The 16,357-nt window shown below is 49.3% G+C and carries 14 protein-coding genes; 12 read left to right on the forward strand and 2 right to left on the reverse strand.

The features are described 5' to 3' along the window. Positions 1-157 precede the first annotated feature (157 nt). Positions 158-2,272 (forward strand): ArnT family glycosyltransferase, encoded by a 2,115-nt coding sequence (locus AD710_RS14245; RefSeq protein WP_049628329.1) that lies wholly within the window; start codon positions 158-160, stop codon positions 2,270-2,272. An 11-nt stretch (positions 2,273-2,283) separates the two neighbouring features. Continuing rightward, the gene (locus tag AD710_RS14250) at positions 2,284-3,255 is read left to right on the forward strand and encodes a glycosyltransferase family 2 protein (RefSeq protein ID WP_016936422.1); all 972 of its coding nucleotides are present in this window, start codon (positions 2,284-2,286) and stop codon (positions 3,253-3,255) included. A 91-nt stretch (positions 3,256-3,346) separates the two neighbouring features. Here AD710_RS14250 and AD710_RS19900 read toward each other — a convergent pair whose 3' ends face one another. After that, on the reverse strand, positions 3,347-3,523 hold the full coding sequence (locus tag AD710_RS19900) for a hypothetical protein (protein WP_173425957.1): 177 nt from the start codon (positions 3,521-3,523) through the stop codon (positions 3,347-3,349). Between the two features lie 102 nt (positions 3,524-3,625). Continuing rightward, positions 3,626-4,975: a serine protease HtrA gene (gene htrA / locus AD710_RS14255; protein ID WP_156187175.1), complete on the reverse strand. Its 1,350-nt coding sequence runs from the start codon at positions 4,973-4,975 to the stop codon at positions 3,626-3,628. Between the two features lie 284 nt (positions 4,976-5,259). On the opposite strand from htrA, the gene AD710_RS14260 reads away from it, so the two are divergent. The 10 genes from AD710_RS14260 (at position 5,260) to AD710_RS14305 (ending at position 16,341) form a co-directional block, all read left to right on the forward strand. Then, positions 5,260-6,816, forward strand: coding sequence for an MFS transporter (locus AD710_RS14260; RefSeq protein ID WP_049628331.1), 1,557 nt, complete (start codon positions 5,260-5,262; stop codon positions 6,814-6,816). 154 nt (positions 6,817-6,970) lie between these two features. Beyond that, positions 6,971-7,795: a M55 family metallopeptidase gene (locus AD710_RS14265; protein WP_016936418.1), complete on the forward strand. Its 825-nt coding sequence runs from the start codon at positions 6,971-6,973 to the stop codon at positions 7,793-7,795. 13 nt (positions 7,796-7,808) lie between these two features. Then, positions 7,809-8,735, forward strand: a complete 927-nt coding sequence (locus tag AD710_RS14270) for an ABC transporter permease (protein ID WP_045925702.1) — start codon at positions 7,809-7,811, stop codon at positions 8,733-8,735. A gap of 5 nt (positions 8,736-8,740) precedes the next feature. Next, a complete protein-coding gene (locus tag AD710_RS14275; protein WP_049628332.1) occupies positions 8,741-9,688 on the forward strand; it encodes an ABC transporter permease in 948 nt (315 codons plus the stop codon). Positions 9,689-9,693: 5 nt separating this feature from the next. Further along, on the forward strand, positions 9,694-10,725 hold the full coding sequence (locus tag AD710_RS14280) for an ABC transporter ATP-binding protein (protein WP_016936415.1): 1,032 nt from the start codon (positions 9,694-9,696) through the stop codon (positions 10,723-10,725). Further along, positions 10,722-12,341, forward strand: a complete 1,620-nt coding sequence (locus tag AD710_RS14285) for a peptide ABC transporter substrate-binding protein (RefSeq protein ID WP_049628333.1) — start codon at positions 10,722-10,724, stop codon at positions 12,339-12,341. Before AD710_RS14280 ends, AD710_RS14285 begins: the two co-directional genes overlap by 4 nt. Positions 12,342-12,407: 66 nt before the next feature. Continuing rightward, a complete protein-coding gene (locus AD710_RS14290; RefSeq protein WP_197083940.1) occupies positions 12,408-13,367 on the forward strand; it encodes a S66 peptidase family protein in 960 nt (319 codons plus the stop codon). A gap of 6 nt (positions 13,368-13,373) precedes the next feature. Then, the gene (locus AD710_RS14295; RefSeq protein WP_049628334.1) at positions 13,374-14,471 is read left to right on the forward strand and encodes a mandelate racemase/muconate lactonizing enzyme family protein; all 1,098 of its coding nucleotides are present in this window, start codon (positions 13,374-13,376) and stop codon (positions 14,469-14,471) included. Beyond that, positions 14,468-15,367: a C40 family peptidase gene (locus tag AD710_RS14300; RefSeq protein ID WP_049628335.1), complete on the forward strand. Its 900-nt coding sequence runs from the start codon at positions 14,468-14,470 to the stop codon at positions 15,365-15,367. The genes AD710_RS14295 and AD710_RS14300 overlap by 4 nt, the downstream gene beginning before the upstream one ends. Positions 15,368-15,369: 2 nt before the next feature. Beyond that, positions 15,370-16,341, forward strand: a complete 972-nt coding sequence (locus AD710_RS14305; RefSeq protein WP_049628336.1) for an ABC transporter ATP-binding protein — start codon at positions 15,370-15,372, stop codon at positions 16,339-16,341. Positions 16,342-16,357 lie beyond the last annotated feature (16 nt).

Raw genomic sequence — 16,357 nt, forward strand, 5'->3', positions numbered from 1 at the left:
GGCTTGAGGGAGGCATCTTTTTTTACTTTCTAAAACCGTTTTGTCCTTCTTTTTACCCATTTGTAAACGGCAAAATAATTGTCTTTGTTTATTAATAAATTTTTCACATTTGGTTGTTACACTTGTTCAAAGTTCAACCAAAGGAGTGAAAATACAGGTGAAAATGAAAAAACGCGAGATAGACGCAGTCTTAATCCTCATTTTACTCGTTTCCGCATTCTTGAATATGTACAACATCTGGAATGACGATACGGTGAACCCTTATTACACCGCAGCGGTAACGAGTATGCTACAAAGCTTTCATAATTTCTTTTACGCTTCATTTGACGCAGCCGGATTTATCACGGTAGATAAACCGCCTGTTACATACCAAATTCAAACGATCAGCGCGCTGATATTCGGTATGCACGGGTGGAGTGTCATCCTGCCTCAGGCATTGGCGGGTGTAGGCTCGGTTCTATTCATGTACTTATTAATAAAGCCGACGTTCGGAAAAACGGCGGCCCGCATCGCCTCATTTGTCATGGCATGCACCCCGATCGCTGCAGCGGTCGCGCGGACAAACAATGTCGATGCTTTACTTGTCTTTTTCCTGCTGTTCGCCACATGGCTCCTCTTTAAAGCGATTCGTAAAGGAAAACTGATTTGGCTTCTGGCGGCGTTCTTTGTCGTCGGGGTAGGCTTTAATACAAAAATGCTTCAAGCTTATATGATTTTACCGGCTTTCTTGCTGTTCTATATGATTGCGGCAAACACAACCATTAAGAAAAAAATCATTTCATTGGTAAGCGCGCTGGCCGTATTAGCGGCTGTTTCGTTATCGTGGCCGCTCATTGTTGACAATATCCCTGCCGGCAAACGGCCATATGTCGGAAGCAGCCAGACCAACTCCGTATTGGAACTGGCTTTCGGATATAACGGGATTCAGCGGCTGACAGGCCAAAGTTCGGGCGGCGGTCAGGGCATGCTGCACGGAAACGCTTCGAAAGAAAAGGCTTCTTCCGCCGGTTCATCACAAATGCAGGCGCCGCCCGGACAGTCTTCAAGCGAAGGCAAATCACAAAACGGCAACATGACGGAACCTCCATCTAACGGGCAAATGCCAAGCGGCGGTCAAGGAGGCCCTCCAAGCGGCGGAGGAAAAGGAGGCGCAGGCACCGGCTCAAAAATGCAATCAGGTTCAGGAATGTTCGGGACGGGAACCCCCGGTCCGCTGAGGCTCTTCCAACAAGAATTATCTGATCAGATCAGCTGGCTCCTGCCGTTTGCGATTTTTGGAATGGCCGGTTTACTGATCGCCGGGGCGAGAGAAAGAAGAAGATTGTCAGAAGAACAGAAGGAAACGATCTTTTGGGCAGCGTGGCTAGTGCCGATTGCCGGATTCTTCAGTGTGGCGGAATTTTTCCACCATTATTATCTCATTATGCTGGCCCCTCCGATTGCTGCTCTTGCCGGTGCGGGATGGGTCGCCCTCGTTCATCTGTACCGCACGGAGACAGGCTGGAAGTCTTGGCTTCTGCCGGCCGCCATTCTTGTGACAACCGGATTTGAGCTGTTTATCCTCAGAAACTGGATTGATCAAATCGGCGCAGGCTGGAGCATCGGTGTTGGCGTTATCGGAGCTTTGTCTGCAATCGCTCTGTCCGTGTTCAAACAGCGCCAAAAACCGCTCAGTTATTATCTGTCACTTGCCGCTCTTCTCGTCTTGCTGGTGATGCCGATATATTGGGCGAGCACACCGCTTCTGTACGGGGGCAACAGCTCATTGCCTGAAACAGGCCCCCAGCTTGCGTCAACAAGCGGGAAAGGCATGGGAATGAATAACGCCTCTGTAAATAAAAAACTGATCAGCTATTTAGAGAAACATAACGCCGGAGCGGACTATCTATTTGCAACAACCGATTCCAACACAGCGGCGCCTTACATTATCAAAACGAAAAAAGCGGTCATGGCGATCGGCGGATTCAGCGGATCTGATCCGGCCATCACGCTGACTCAATTTAAAAAGCTCGTAAAAGAAGGGAAAGTAAAATACTTCTTAACATCCGGAATGGGCAAAGGCGGAAACAACGAAATTGTTGAATGGGTTGAGAAAAACGGTAAGAAAGTATCTTCAGATAAATGGCAAACAAGCACAGATCAGAAAACGAAAAATCATGATGCAGCTGATACAAAGCGCAGCAAGACCTCAGGTGAAAACAGCCGGATGGGCGGCGGCCCCGGCGGAATGAATCAGTCAGCTTCACTATACGAACTGCAATCTGATGAATAGGAGGAAAAAATATGAGCAGACATATTCAATATTCAATTGTCGTCCCGGTGTATAACGAAGAACCCGTCATTCAGACAACCTATCAGCGCCTGAAGGAAGTCATGGATCAAACAAAAGACCATTATGAATTAATCTTTGTCAATGACGGAAGCAAAGACCGCAGTATTGAAATATTACGAGAACACAGTCTGATTGATCCGAGAGTGAAAATTATTGATTTTTCCAGAAACTTCGGACACCAGATCGCGATCACCGCGGGCATGGATTACGCAGAGGGAAATGCAATCGTCGTCATTGACGCCGATTTGCAGGACCCTCCCGAACTAATCCTTGATATGATTGAACAGTGGAAAGAAGGCTACGATGTCGTGTACGCCGTCAGAACAAAACGAAAGGGAGAAACCTTTTTCAAGAAACAGACGGCTTCTATGTTTTACCGGCTGCTTCGGAGCGTGACTGATATTGATATTCCGCTCGATACCGGAGATTTCCGCCTGCTTGACCGAAAAGTCTGTGACGAAATGAAAAGATTAAAAGAGAAAAATCCTTTTGTCAGAGGGCTCGTCAGCTGGGTCGGCTTCAAGCAGACTGCTGTTGAATATGAACGTGATGAGAGGCTTGCGGGAGAAACAAAATACCCGCTTAAAAAAATGCTGAAGCTTTCAATGGACGGTATCACAACGTTCTCCCATAAACCGCTCAAGGCGGCAAGCTACGCGGGAATGATGATGTCCGGGGCGGGTTTTCTCTATATGTTTATCGTTTTATATATGAAACTCTTTACAGACAGCACCATAACGGGCTGGTCCTCTCTGATTGTGATACAGCTGTTATTCAGCGGCATCGTTCTTTTAATGCTCGGAATAATCGGCGAATATATCGGAAGGATTTATGATGAAGCAAAAGACCGTCCGCTCTATATCGTGCAAAAAGCGTACGGCATTAAAAACGAAAAGGTTTATCGGGATCAGCATATGTCTTAACCGAAACACCCTGTCCGGCCACCCGGGCAGGGTGCTTTTATGTCAAAAATAAAATCCGCAAGAACACAGAGTGTCCCGCGGATTTTTTCATTCATCTGCGGCCGGTCTGGATGTGCAGAGAGCGCATGATCAAGCCGGTTCCCGTCAGGTTCAATAAAATGCTTGCACCCAGCGTCATGCCCCAAGCAACGTTTTGCTGAGGAAGCTGAATGCTCAGCTGCAATAAGATAAGGCCGGTAACGACCAGCAAAAGTCCGGTATGTTTCATAGGTATGTATGCTCCTTTGTACAATCTTTCATACGGACGGTCTGCGCTTTAAAGTTTCATTATTGATGTAAAAAAATCCAAGGCCGCTGCCTTGGATTTTTGTTAAGACGATGTTTCTTCTTTTTGAGTCAGTTTCATTTTTTTCGTCATTTCCTTGCCGTTTCTGATAATCTTCACGTCAACGGTGCTGCCGACTTTCGTATTCTTATAGAGAATATTGCGAAGTTCGCTGCCCGTGTCAGTTTCTTTCCCTTTCAAGCTGATAATGATGTCTTCTGCTTTTAATCCGGCTTTGGCTGCAGGGGATCCCTGCGCCACTTCGCGAATGTAAACCCCTTTATTCAGCTGTTTGCCGAAAAGGCCGAGTGTGCCTTCCTGATAGTTTTGCGGCACTTGCTCCAAGTCGATCATGCTCACCCCGATATAAGGGCGCTCCACCTGTCCTTTCGTGAGAAGCTCTTCGGCAATCGGTTTGACATCGTTGCTCGGAATCGCAAAACCGATGCCTTCTACATCATTTTCACTGATTTTCATGCTGTTGATGCCGATGATTTTGCCGTCTGTATTCAAGAGCGGCCCGCCGCTGTTTCCAGGATTGATCGCGGCATCGGTTTGAATGACGTTGATACTTGACTCGCCGGCTGATGTGGAAATCGAGACCGTTCTGTTTAAACCGCTCACGATTCCCTGTGTGACGGTGCGGGAAAGGTCTTTGCCGAGCGGATCACCGATGGCGATCACGGATTCACCCGTTCTGAGAGCGGATGAGCTGCCGAAGCTTGCCGTTTTTGTTACGTGTTTATCACTGATTTCTAATACGGCCAAGTCTGTCAGCGAATCACGGCCGACGAGTTTAGCTGTTACATCGGTGCCGTCATATAATGACACTTTAAGGGAAGAGGCGCCTTCAACCACGTGATTATTCGTAATAATATACGCCTTGCCGTTTGCTTTCTTAAAGATAACGCCTGAACCTGAGCCTGTTTCAGCATCTTCACCCGATGAATTTGAGTTCGAATCTGAACCGGAACCGAATCCGAATAAATCTGAACTGTTTTGCTGCTTTTGCAGATTGGTGATCCCGACGATCGCCGGTGAAATGTCTTCCACCATATTCGAAATGCTGCTTGAATTTGCTGATGAGCTGTTTGCCGATTTGCCGCTGCCGGAATCAGAAGATGTCTGCTTAGCGGTTACTGAAGACGTTTCCTGAGCGGGAGCCGGATTTGAAGTATCTTGAGTCTGATGGTCTCCAAGCGGCGTAAATGCATAGATGCCGAGGGCGAGCCCTCCGCCGATCACCCCGCCGAGAAGCGGTCTGAACCAGCCGAAGCTTCGTTTTTTCTTGTCATCGTCCGGCGCGGCATATCTCGCCGGCTGCTGATTTTCTTTTACTAAAAGGACTTCCTGTTCTTTTTGGTCTGTCCGATTTTCATCACGATAGTTATCCATCATGTTCACTCCGTTTCTCTATTTCATCATAGCATGATTTGCCTATTATTACTGACTCCATCTTAAACAAAAAATGTGGGATAATAATGAAAAGATTGTGGGAAATTGTGAAAAAGACGTAATCGGACGGCGGCGCTCTATATTGACAATTTCCATCGGATTTGAAATAATAAATGAGATATTATGTTCAATCCTTCACATGAAAAGATATGAAAATTCTGTCAAGCTAATGGGGAAATCTGTTAGCTTTTTCACTTTATCAAATTTTGGAAAGGGGCTGTCAAATGAAAGAAAAACATCACTGGATTATTTCTCTGCTTGCTGTGCTGGCGGTCGGGCCGGGACTGATGTCGAACACCGCTCTTGCGGCTGTCCAAAGCTTTGTCCGGCAGACGGTCGGCGGGGAAAACTTTGACTCTTTTCATCCGATTATTATCGGTAATATGGCATTCGCCTTATTTGTGCCGGCTGGGCCGTATTTAAGAAAAAGGTTCGGCTCCCGGCCTGTCTATATGATTTCGATGGCCACGGGTGTCATCGGTGCGCTGCTCGCTGCTGTGACGAATGATATTTACCTGCTCGCTGCGGGCCGTTTGCTGCAGGGAGCTGCGGCGGGCACTATGCTGATGATTATGATTCCGATGCTGGTGCTTTCGTTTCCGATTGAGCGGCGCAATTACGCATTATTTGTGTTAATCGGCGGATTTTACGGAGCCGTCATTATGGGGACCGTATTAGGCACGGCGGCAAGCGCCGGCCATTGGCATTGGCTGTTTATCATTTTTGGCCTGCTGTCTCTATTCGGATTGATTTTCAGTTATATGTGGCTGCGGGATGATGCTCATAAAAATGCTGAAAAATCTCCATTTGACAGCATCGGTTTTCTTTTGGCCGGTATATCAGCCGTGCTGACCGCTTATACGTTTATTCATCTGCCGAAATGGGGCTTTTCATCATGGCAGACATTGGCGGGATTTGGCGGAAGCTTCGTCATTCTGCTGATCCTGCTGATTATGCAGTACAGAAACGAACATGCGCTGATTTCGATTAAACTTATGCTGATTCCAAAGCCGATTCTGGGTGTTTTCATGATCGCCGCGGCCAGCATTTCCATAGCGGTCAGCCTTTCTGCATTTCGCGGGGAGCTTCAGACGGCATACTATTTATCACAAACCCAGTTAATATTCTTATATGCGAGCCTTTTGGGAGGCGTGGCCGTTGCCGCTGTCATCAGTGCTTTAGCATATGATAAAGTCGGCCCGGGCATGCTCGGCATAACAGGCTCTGTTATATTGGTGTTCGTGAATTTTCAATGGATGACGACGGATCATCATCTGCCGCTTATTCTATTTGCGGGTCTTTTCGTGATGCTGGCGGCAGGGACAGGGCTTATCGTGGCGGCCGGACTGATGGGCGCCGCGTTGGGCGGACCGCTTCCGGAACTGGTGAAACGCATGACGGCCGTTCAGTTTTTACGGCTGTTCATTTATATGGGCGCGCCTGTATTAATCGGGTATTTTACGAAAAGAGATGCTTCGGGCACGCTTTGGGGCGCGCGCAGCACACAATCGCCGCATGACCAGCTGATGGGGACATACAGCGATCTGTTTCTAATTGCTTTTATCTTTAGCCTGCTTTTAGTGTGTTTATCATTTGTCATGAATGCGACCGGCATGGGACATAAGCTGGCGCATAAACCGCATACCGTACGCAGGCAGGCGGCTGAAGAGCCTTCGCCGCAGGTTCCTGAACCGATCAGGCATCAGGTCATTCCCGATCGCGAATACAGAAGTGCGGTCAGACAGTTTCAGGGTCACCCTATAAACAAAAACAGAATGTAACTTTTTCTATCAACAAACCCTTTTCCCTGTGAAAAGGGTTTGTTTTTTCCTATAAAGGCATAATGGTATATTGCATGTTTCATCCTTTTTTAATATAATTTGTTAGAATATTCATAATTTAATATCGGAATTTAAATAAAAAAGGAGGCATTATATGAAACTGTATCTATCTGTAGACATGGAGGGGATTTCCGGACTGCCGGATGAAACATTTGTCAATTCCCGCATGCACAATTATGAGCGCGGCAGGGTTCTGATGACTGAAGAAGCAAACTGGTGCATCGCTGAAGCGTTTAATAACGGATGCACGGAAGTGACTGTGAATGACAGCCACTCTAAGATGAATAATCTGCTTGCAGAAAAACTTCATCCTGAGGCAGAGCTGATCACGGGGGATGTCAAGCCGTTTTCTATGATGCAAGGGCTTGATGAATCATATTCGGGCGTGATGTTTATCGGCTATCATGCAAGAGCCTCGATGCCGGGCGTCATGTCACACAGCATGATTTTCGGCGTGCGCCATTTTTACATAAATGATCAGCCGGTCGGTGAACTGGGGCTGAATGCCTACCTCGCCGGATTTTACGGCGTCCCGGTTATCATGGCAGCCGGAGACGATTGCGCCGCAAAAGAAGCGGAGGAGCTGATACCGAATGTGACGACTGCCGCCGTCAAACAATCCATTTCAAGAACCGCTGTCAAATGCCTGTCTCCTCAAAAAGCCGGGCGGCTCCTGACGGAAAAAACAGCTTATGCGCTCAAAAATAAAGATAAGGTCAAGCCGCTGACACCGCCTGATCGACCTGTATTAGGCATTGAATTTGCCAACTACGGACAGGCTGAATGGGCTCATTTAATGCCGGGCACAGAAATTGTACCGGGAACGACAACCGTTCAATTTCAGGCAAAAGACATGCCGGAAGCTTATCAGGCCATGCTCGTCATGACAGAACTCGCCATGAGAACAACATTCTGTTAAAGGGGTGAACGGCATGCTGCGGTATTTTATCAAACGTTTTATCGCCATGATTGTGACCATGCTCGTCATCACCACTCTGACATTTGTCATGATGAAAGTGATACCCGGCTCGCCTTTTAACGAGGAGCGGGGCACAAACGAAGCGGTCCAGCGAAATCTCGAATCCTACTACCATCTGAACGAACCTCTTATCACTCAATACGCCATTTATCTAAAATCCATTCTCACCTTTGATTTCGGTCCTTCAATCAAAAAACCGTCAGACAGTGTAAACGCCATGCTTGAACGCGGATTTCCCGTTTCCTTTGAGCTTGGCATAACGGCGATCATCATCGCTGTTATTTCAGGGCTCGCGCTCGGCATAACGGCCGCTCTCAGACGCGGCGGCTTTCTCGATTATGCAGCCATGAGCCTTGCGGTGCTGGGGATTTCCATTCCGAATTTTATTATGGCGACACTGCTGATTCAGCAATTCGCAGTTCATCTGAAATGGTTTCCGGCAGCCACCTGGACGAGCCCCATTCACATGGTGCTGCCGACTGTAGCGCTTGCCGTCGGCCCTATGGCCATTATCGCAAGGCTGACAAGGTCAAGCATGGCCGAAGTGCTGACTCAGGATTATATCCGCACGGCAAAAGCAAAAGGTCTTTCCCCTGTCAAAATTATCATCAAACACGCCTTGAAAAATGCTCTTATGCCCGTTGTGACAGTACTCGGCACGCTTGCTGCAAGTATCCTGACGGGCAGTTTCGTCATCGAGAAAATCTTTGCCATTCCGGGAATGGGCAAATATTTCGTGGAAAGCATCAATCAGCGTGACTACCCGGTGATTATGGGAACGACCGTTTTTTACAGTGTGATTCTGATCGTCATGCTGTTTCTGGTTGATTTGGCATACGGCCTGCTGGATCCGCGCATAAAACTTCATAAGAAAGGGTGAGTCTGATGAGTCTCCCGCAAGAAACGGTAAAACACACAGAAGTGCCAGATGACTGGTTTCAGCCGGGCCTGGAAAGAAAGGGTGAAACCGAGTCGGTGAAGCGCCCGAGTCTGTCTTACACACAGGATGCGTGGCGGAGGCTTAAAAAGAACAAATTGGCGATGGCCGGCCTTGTGATTTTATGCTGCCTGTTTCTATCGGCTGTGTTCGGTCCGCTGATATCACCGCACAGTGTGACGAGGCAGACGCTCGCCGAGCAGAATCTTCCGCCGTCTCTTTCACATTGGTTCGGAACCGATGAGCTTGGGCGGGACGTGTTTACAAGAACGTGGTACGGAGCGAGGATCTCTTTATTTGTCGGTGTGATGGCGGCGTTGATCGACTTTTTGATCGGCGTCATTTACGGCGGCATCGCCGGCTACAAAGGAGGGCGGACAGACAGCGCCATGATGAGAATCATCGAGGTTCTCTACGGCTTGCCGTATCTGCTCGTTGTCATTTTGTTAATGGTGATGATGGGGCCGGGGCTCGGTTCCATCATCGTCGCTCTGACCGTGACGGGATGGGTCGGCATGGCGCGGATTGTCAGAGGGCAGGTGCTGAGGATGAAGCATGATGAACACGTGCTTGCTTCGAAAACGTTTGGAGCGAAAACATTTCGGATCATTAAGAAAAATCTGCTGCCGAATACGATGGGAGCCATTATTGTCCAAATGACGCTGACGGTGCCGGCGGCGATTTTTGCGGAATCATTTCTAAGTTTTCTCGGACTCGGCATTCAGGCGCCGTTTGCAAGCTGGGGCGTCATGGCAAACGACGGGCTGCCGGCGATTTTATCAGGCCATTGGTGGCGGCTGTTTTTCCCCGCCTTTTTCATTTCCTTAACGATGTACGCGTTTAACGTGCTTGGAGACGGCTTGCAGGACGCGTTAGATCCGAAACTGAGGAGGTAGGAAAAATGACGCAGCCAATTCTTTCAGTTCAAAATCTGCATGTTACTTTTTCGACATACGGCGGCACAGTAAAAGCCGTCAGAGGCGTCGGCTTTGATTTATATAAAGGTGAAACGTTTGCGATCGTCGGTGAATCGGGCTGCGGAAAAAGCGTGACGTCACAAGCCGTGATGGGTCTTCTTCCGAAACATTCGGCAAAGATTGAATCCGGGAGCATACAATTTAAACAGAAAGACCTTTGCCAAATGACGGAGCGGGAAATGCGGGGAATTCGGGGGCGCGACATTTCTATGATCTTTCAGGACCCGATGACGGCGCTCAATCCGACGTTGACCATAGGGGATCAGCTTTCGGAAGCGCTGTTGGAACACCGCGCCATGACGAGAAAAAAAGCTGAATCCGAGGTTCTCGCTATGCTGGATCTGGTCGGAATCCCTGACTCGAAATCCCGCCTGAAGCAGTATCCTCACCAATTAAGCGGGGGCATGCGGCAGCGGATCGTGATCGCGATGGCGCTGATCTGTGAGCCGGAAATCATGATCGCCGATGAACCGACAACGGCTCTTGATGTGACGATTCAAGCGCAAATCCTTGAATTATTTAAGAAGATTCAAAGAAAAACAGGCGTATCTATTATTCTGATCACGCATGACCTCGGTGTTGTCGCTCAAACCGCTGACAGGGTGGCCGTCATGTATGCGGGAAAAATCGCCGAAATCGGCACGAGGCATGATATTTTTTACCGGCCGGCTCATCCCTACACAAAGGGGCTGCTCCGCTCAGTGCCGCGGCTGGATATGGAGGACAGTGAGCTTTCGCCGATTGACGGGACTCCGCCTGATTTATTCGATCCGCCGCCGGGCTGTCCGTTTGCCGCCCGCTGTCCGGACAGGATGATCGTCTGTGAAAAGGTATATCCGGAAACAACCGTGAAATCCAAAAGCCATTTCGTCAATTGCTGGCTTCAGGATCACCGTGCAGAGCGGCTGAAGCACAAACAGCTGACGGCAGCAGAGGAAAAAGGGGGATTTAAATGAAAAAGAGATGGGCGATCGGAGTGATTGCTGTTGTTTCGTTTGCTTTGATGGGCTGTACGGCCAATGAGCAGGCGGGGACAGAACCCGGCAAAGCAAAAGAACAGGGGGGCGAAACGGTGCTCCGGCTCAATAACGAAAATGAGCCGACCTCACTTGATCCGCCGATCGGATTTAATAATGTTTCCTGGCAGCCGCTCAATAACATCATGGAAGGCTTAACGAGGCTTGGAAAAGATAATAAGCCCGAACCGGCCATGGCGGAAAGCTGGAAGGTGTCCGCTGATAAGCTGACATATACCTTCAATATCCGTGATAATGCCAAATGGACAAATGGCGATCCCGTCACGGCGGATGACTTCGTCTACGCCTGGAAACGGATGCTTGATCCGAAAACGGGCGCATCTTCCGCATTTCTCGGCTACATGATCAAGGGCGGAGAAGAATTTAACAGCGGAAAAGGCAAAAAAGAAGACGTGAAAGTTGAGGCAAAAGATAAAAAAACACTGGTCGTCACATTGGCGGCACCGCAGGATTATTTTCTGAGCGTCGTATCCAATCCGGCGTATTTCCCGATTAATGAAAAGGCCGCCAAGGCTGATCCGAAATGGTTCACTGAAGCGAAAACCTTTGTCGGCAACGGACCGTTCAAGCTGACGGAATGGAAGCATGATGACAGCATGACGATGGTCAAAAACGAGACGTACTGGGATAAAAAGACGGTGAAACTGGATCAAGTCACATGGGCGATGGTCAGTGACCGGAATACAGACTATCAAATGTTCCAGTCGGGGGATTTGGATACCGCTTTCGTGCCGGCAGAACTGAGTGAGCAGCTGATGGGCGGAAAAAACGTCCGCACGTGGGATCAGGCCGGACTTTATTTCTATCGCTTTAACGTAAAAATGGAGCCGTTCCAAAATGAAAAGATTAGAAAAGCGTTTGCTGCAGCCATTGATCAAAAAGAAATCACGGATTATGTGACCAAAAACAGGGAAAAGCCGGCGCATGCTTTCGTATCTCCGGGATTTACGCAGCCTGACGGGAAAGATTTCCGCGAAGCGGGCGGCAGTTTATTAACCCCGAATGAATCAGAAGCCAAAAAACTGCTGGAAAAGGGCATGGCAGAAGAGCATTATGACAAGCTGCCTGATGTCACACTGACATACAGCACAAAACCGGAGCATAAGAAAATAGCGGAAGCGATACAGCAGAAGCTCAAAAGTGTGCTCGGTATAGACATTAAGCTCGCCAATATGGAATGGAACGTCTTTTTAGAGGAGCAGAAAGGACTGAAGTTCCAGTTTTCTCAAAGCTCATTTTTACCGGATTACGCAGATCCGATCAGTTTTCTTGAAGCTTTCCAGACGGGGAATTCCATGAACCGCACAGGCTGGGGCAGCGCGGATTACGACGAATATATCAAACAGGCAAAACAGGAAGCCGATGCAAAAAAACGTTTTGCGCTCATGCATAAAGCGGAAAAGCTGCTCATGAACGAGGCACCGATCATTCCGATTTATTTTTACAATCAAGTGCACCTGCAGAACAGCGGTGTGAAAGGCATTGTCCGGCATCCCGTCGGTTACATTGATCTAAAATGGGCGGAAAAGTCCTGATATCACAACGGAAACAAATACCGCTCTTTTGACGTTAAAGGAGCGGGCTGTTTCACTTTTCAATCCATGGAAAAGGAGATTGAAAAAGCCATGAACCATAAACCGAAAGCACTGCAAAAAGGCGACACGGTCGGTGTGATTGCCCCTGCGAGCCCGCCTGAGAGCGGGACGCTGCAAACCGCGCTGCTTTTTTTAGAAGATGAGCTTGGTCTTCAAGTGAAACTCGGCCGGGCGCTGAAAGCCCGTCACGGCTATTTGGCGGGAGAGGACCGCGCGCGTCTCGATGATCTTCATGACATGTTTAGCGATCAGAAAGTCAAAGCAGTGATATGCGCGTGCGGAGGATTCGGCACGAGCCGCATTGCCGCTGATATCGACTTCGGCTTAATCCGCCGCAATCCGAAAATTTTCTGGGGATACAGTGATATTACGTTTTTACATACCGCCATTCATCAAAATACGGGACTCGTCACATTTCACGGCCCGATGCTGAGTACGGATGTCGGGCTTGATGATGCTGATCCGCTGACAAAGGCGTCATATCACCAGCTTTTCGCAGAAACGGAATTCACCTATACGGAGGACATTTCCCCATTAGAGGTGCTGACAGACGGAAGAGCCGAGGGAGAGCTTGCGGGCGGCAATCTGTCCCTCATTACATCGACACTCGGCACGCCGTTTGAAATTGATACAAAAAACAAATTGCTGTTTATCGAGGATATTGATGAGGAGCCGTATCAAATCGACAAAATGCTGAATCAATTAAAAATGGCCGGAAAACTGTCAGACGCGGCAGGAATTCTGGTCTGTGATTTTCACCAATGCGAACCGAAGAATAAAGAAAAATCTCTTACTTTAGAGCAAGTGCTGAACGATTACATTGTCAAATCAGGAAAGCCTGCGCTTAAAGGCTTTAAAATCGGTCATTGTTCACCGAGCTTCGCCGTTCCGATCGGAGCCCGCGCGGTTATGGATACGGCGGCCAAAGCGGTAACGATTGAATCGGGGGTTTCCGGAAAGGAGTGATCAGGCGTGAGGATAACAGATATTCAAACGGGGCGGGTATCCGTCCCGCTGAAAAAGCCGTTTAAGACCGCTTTGCGCACGGTTTACTATGCTGAATCTGTCATTGTGAAGCTCACATTTGACAACGGTCTGACCGGATGGGGCGAGGCACCGCCGACGGTTGTGATTACAGGCGACAGCGCGGCCGGTATTGAAAGCGCAGTCTGCGATGTGCTGAAGCCCGCTCTCTTGGGGCGGAGCCTTTCCGGCATGGAAGCTGTGCTGTATGATATCAGCCGGCTGTTGGAAAGAAATCAAAGCGCAAAAGCCGCTGTAGATATGGCTGTATATGATGGATGGGCGCAAATGCACGGGCAGCCGCTTTACCGGCTGCTCGGCGGCTATCGGAATACACTGGAAACGGATTTTACCGTCAGCGTCAATTCTCCAGAGGAGATGGCGGGGGACGCAGACCATTATGTGAATAAAGGGTTTCGTATTTTAAAAATAAAAGTCGGCATAGGTGACATATCAGACGATGTGGCGCGGATTCAGGCGGTCAGATCACGTGTCGGCGCAAACGTCAAACTGAGACTGGACGCGAATCAAGGCTGGACGCCGAAAGAAGCCGTGACCGCGATCCGAAAGATGGAAGACGCCGGACTCGGCATTGAACTGGTCGAACAGCCTGTTCACAAAGACGATATCGGCGGGCTGAAGCAGGTCACCGATGCCGTAGACACGCCGATTATGGCGGATGAGAGCGTGTTTACGCCCCGTCAGGCCTTTTGCGTGCTGCAGACGAGAAGCGCCGATTTAATCAATATTAAGCTGATGAAAGCGGGCGGCATCAAGCAGGCGGAAACAATCAATGCGATGGCGGAAACGTGCGGGGTGGAATGCATGGTCGGCAGCATGATTGAGACCAAGCTCGGCATCACCGCCGCAGCCCATTTTGCAGCGGGCAAACGCAATGTGACAAAGTTTGATTTTGATGCGCCGCTTATGCTGAAAAATGATCTCATTAAAGGCGGCATTACATACAGCGGCAGCCAGATTACGATCCCCGATGAACCGGGTCTCGGCATTACCGGTGTGTCAGTGCAAGAGGAGGCGAAACAATGAGAGCAGCCGTAACAGCGGCGGCAGCCAACATATGGACGCTGCCGTCATCTCCCCGTTCGCATGATGCGCCGATGCTTGAAAACCCGCCCAAGATCAGAAAATGGCTGGCGGCTATGGGATATGAAGAGCGGCTCCAATTATGCACGGACAATCTTGTCCAAACGCAAGTGCTCTTCGGGGAAGAGGTGATCATTCTCAAAGAAGAAGGAGAATGGGCTTTTGTTGCCGTTCCCGGTCAGCCTTCAAAAAAGGACGCGCGCGGATATCCGGGCTGGATGAAGAAAAGCCAGCTTTCAGCATCCGGCTTTCAAACATCTTCTCCCGCCGTCTGGATTACCAAACCGACAGCTTTTTTATATCACACAAACGGCGAACCTGACTTGGAAGTGAGTTTCTTAACGCGTCTTCCGGCATCAGGACGTGAAAAAGGCTTTTTTCGTGTGATGACGCCGCTCGGGGAACGGCTCATAAATGAAGCTGACGCAGATGAATTTCGGCATACGGAAGGGCGGGCCGCAGATGTCATTGAAACGGGCATGATGTTTCTTGGGCTTCCGTATTTATGGGGAGGACTGAGCGGTTTCGGGTTTGATTGCTCCGGATTGATATATTCGATATTTAAAGCAAACGGCTATACCCTTCCCCGAGATGCCCGGGAACAGGCAAAAGCGGGACGCGGCGCAGAAGTAAACGATATCCGGCCGGCTGACCTTTTGTTTTTCGCCTATGAAGAAGGGAAAGGCGCGATCCACCATGTCGGTTTGGCGCTTGGAGACGGCAGGATGCTGCACTCCCCGAAAACGGGAAAAGCCATCGAAGTGCTGCGTTTGAAAGGAACCGTCTATGAAAAAGAATTATGCACCGTACGCCGCTGTATAAGCGAAAAGGGGGAATGAATATGACGGCATCTCCGCTCCTTGAAGTCAGCGGGCTGAAAATGCATTTTGACGCCGGAAGAAAGAAAGCCGTCAAAGCAGTCGACGGTGTCAGTTTTCACATTCAAAGAGGGGAAACATTTGGACTCGTCGGAGAATCGGGTTGCGGTAAATCGACGCTCGGAAGGGTTATTCTCCGTCTGTATGACCCGACGGCCGGATCGGTATCATATGAAGGGACGGACATACACCGTGCCGCGGCAGAACAGCGGTCCGTCCTCTTCCGCAAGCTGCAGATGATTTTCCAAGACCCGTACGCCTCGTTAAATCCGCGCCTGACCGTACGGGAAATTATTATGGAGCCGATGGAAATCCATAATCTTTACAATACCCGTAAAGCCCGGCTGATGATGGCCGATGAACTGCTTGAATCTGTCGGGCTCCATCCGGATTTCGGCAGCCGGTATCCCCACGAATTCAGCGGCGGACAGAGGCAGAGAATCGGGATTGCCAGAGCGCTTTCTCTGCACCCCGAGTTTATTGTGGCGGATGAGCCGATTTCCGCGCTTGATGTGTCCGTACAGGCCCAGGTCGTCAACCTTTTAAAAAGGCTTCAGAAAGAGAAGGGGCTGACATTTTTATTTATAGCTCACGATTTATCAATGGTTAAGCATATCAGCGACCGGATCGGCGTGATGTATTTGGGGCGCATGATGGAAATCACAGAAAGCGCTGCGCTTTATAAGGAACCGCTTCACCCTTACACGAAGGCGCTTTTATCCTCAATCCCGATTCCTGATCCGCTTCTTGAGGACAAGCGTGAACGGATCGTTCTGAAAGGGGAGCTGCCGAGTCCCCTTAACCCGCCGAGCGGCTGTGTGTTCAGGACGCGATGTCCTGAAGCGATGGAGATCTGCGGCAGAATAACGCCTGAGCTTGAGGAAGTGAAGACAGGGCGTTTTGTCGCCTGCCACTTATACAAAAAAGAAAGCTGACCTTATGCCGTCAGCT

Source organism: Bacillus sp. JFL15, assembly GCF_001184225.1.
In the GTDB taxonomy this organism is placed as follows: domain Bacteria; phylum Bacillota; class Bacilli; order Bacillales; family Bacillaceae; genus Bacillus; species Bacillus siamensis.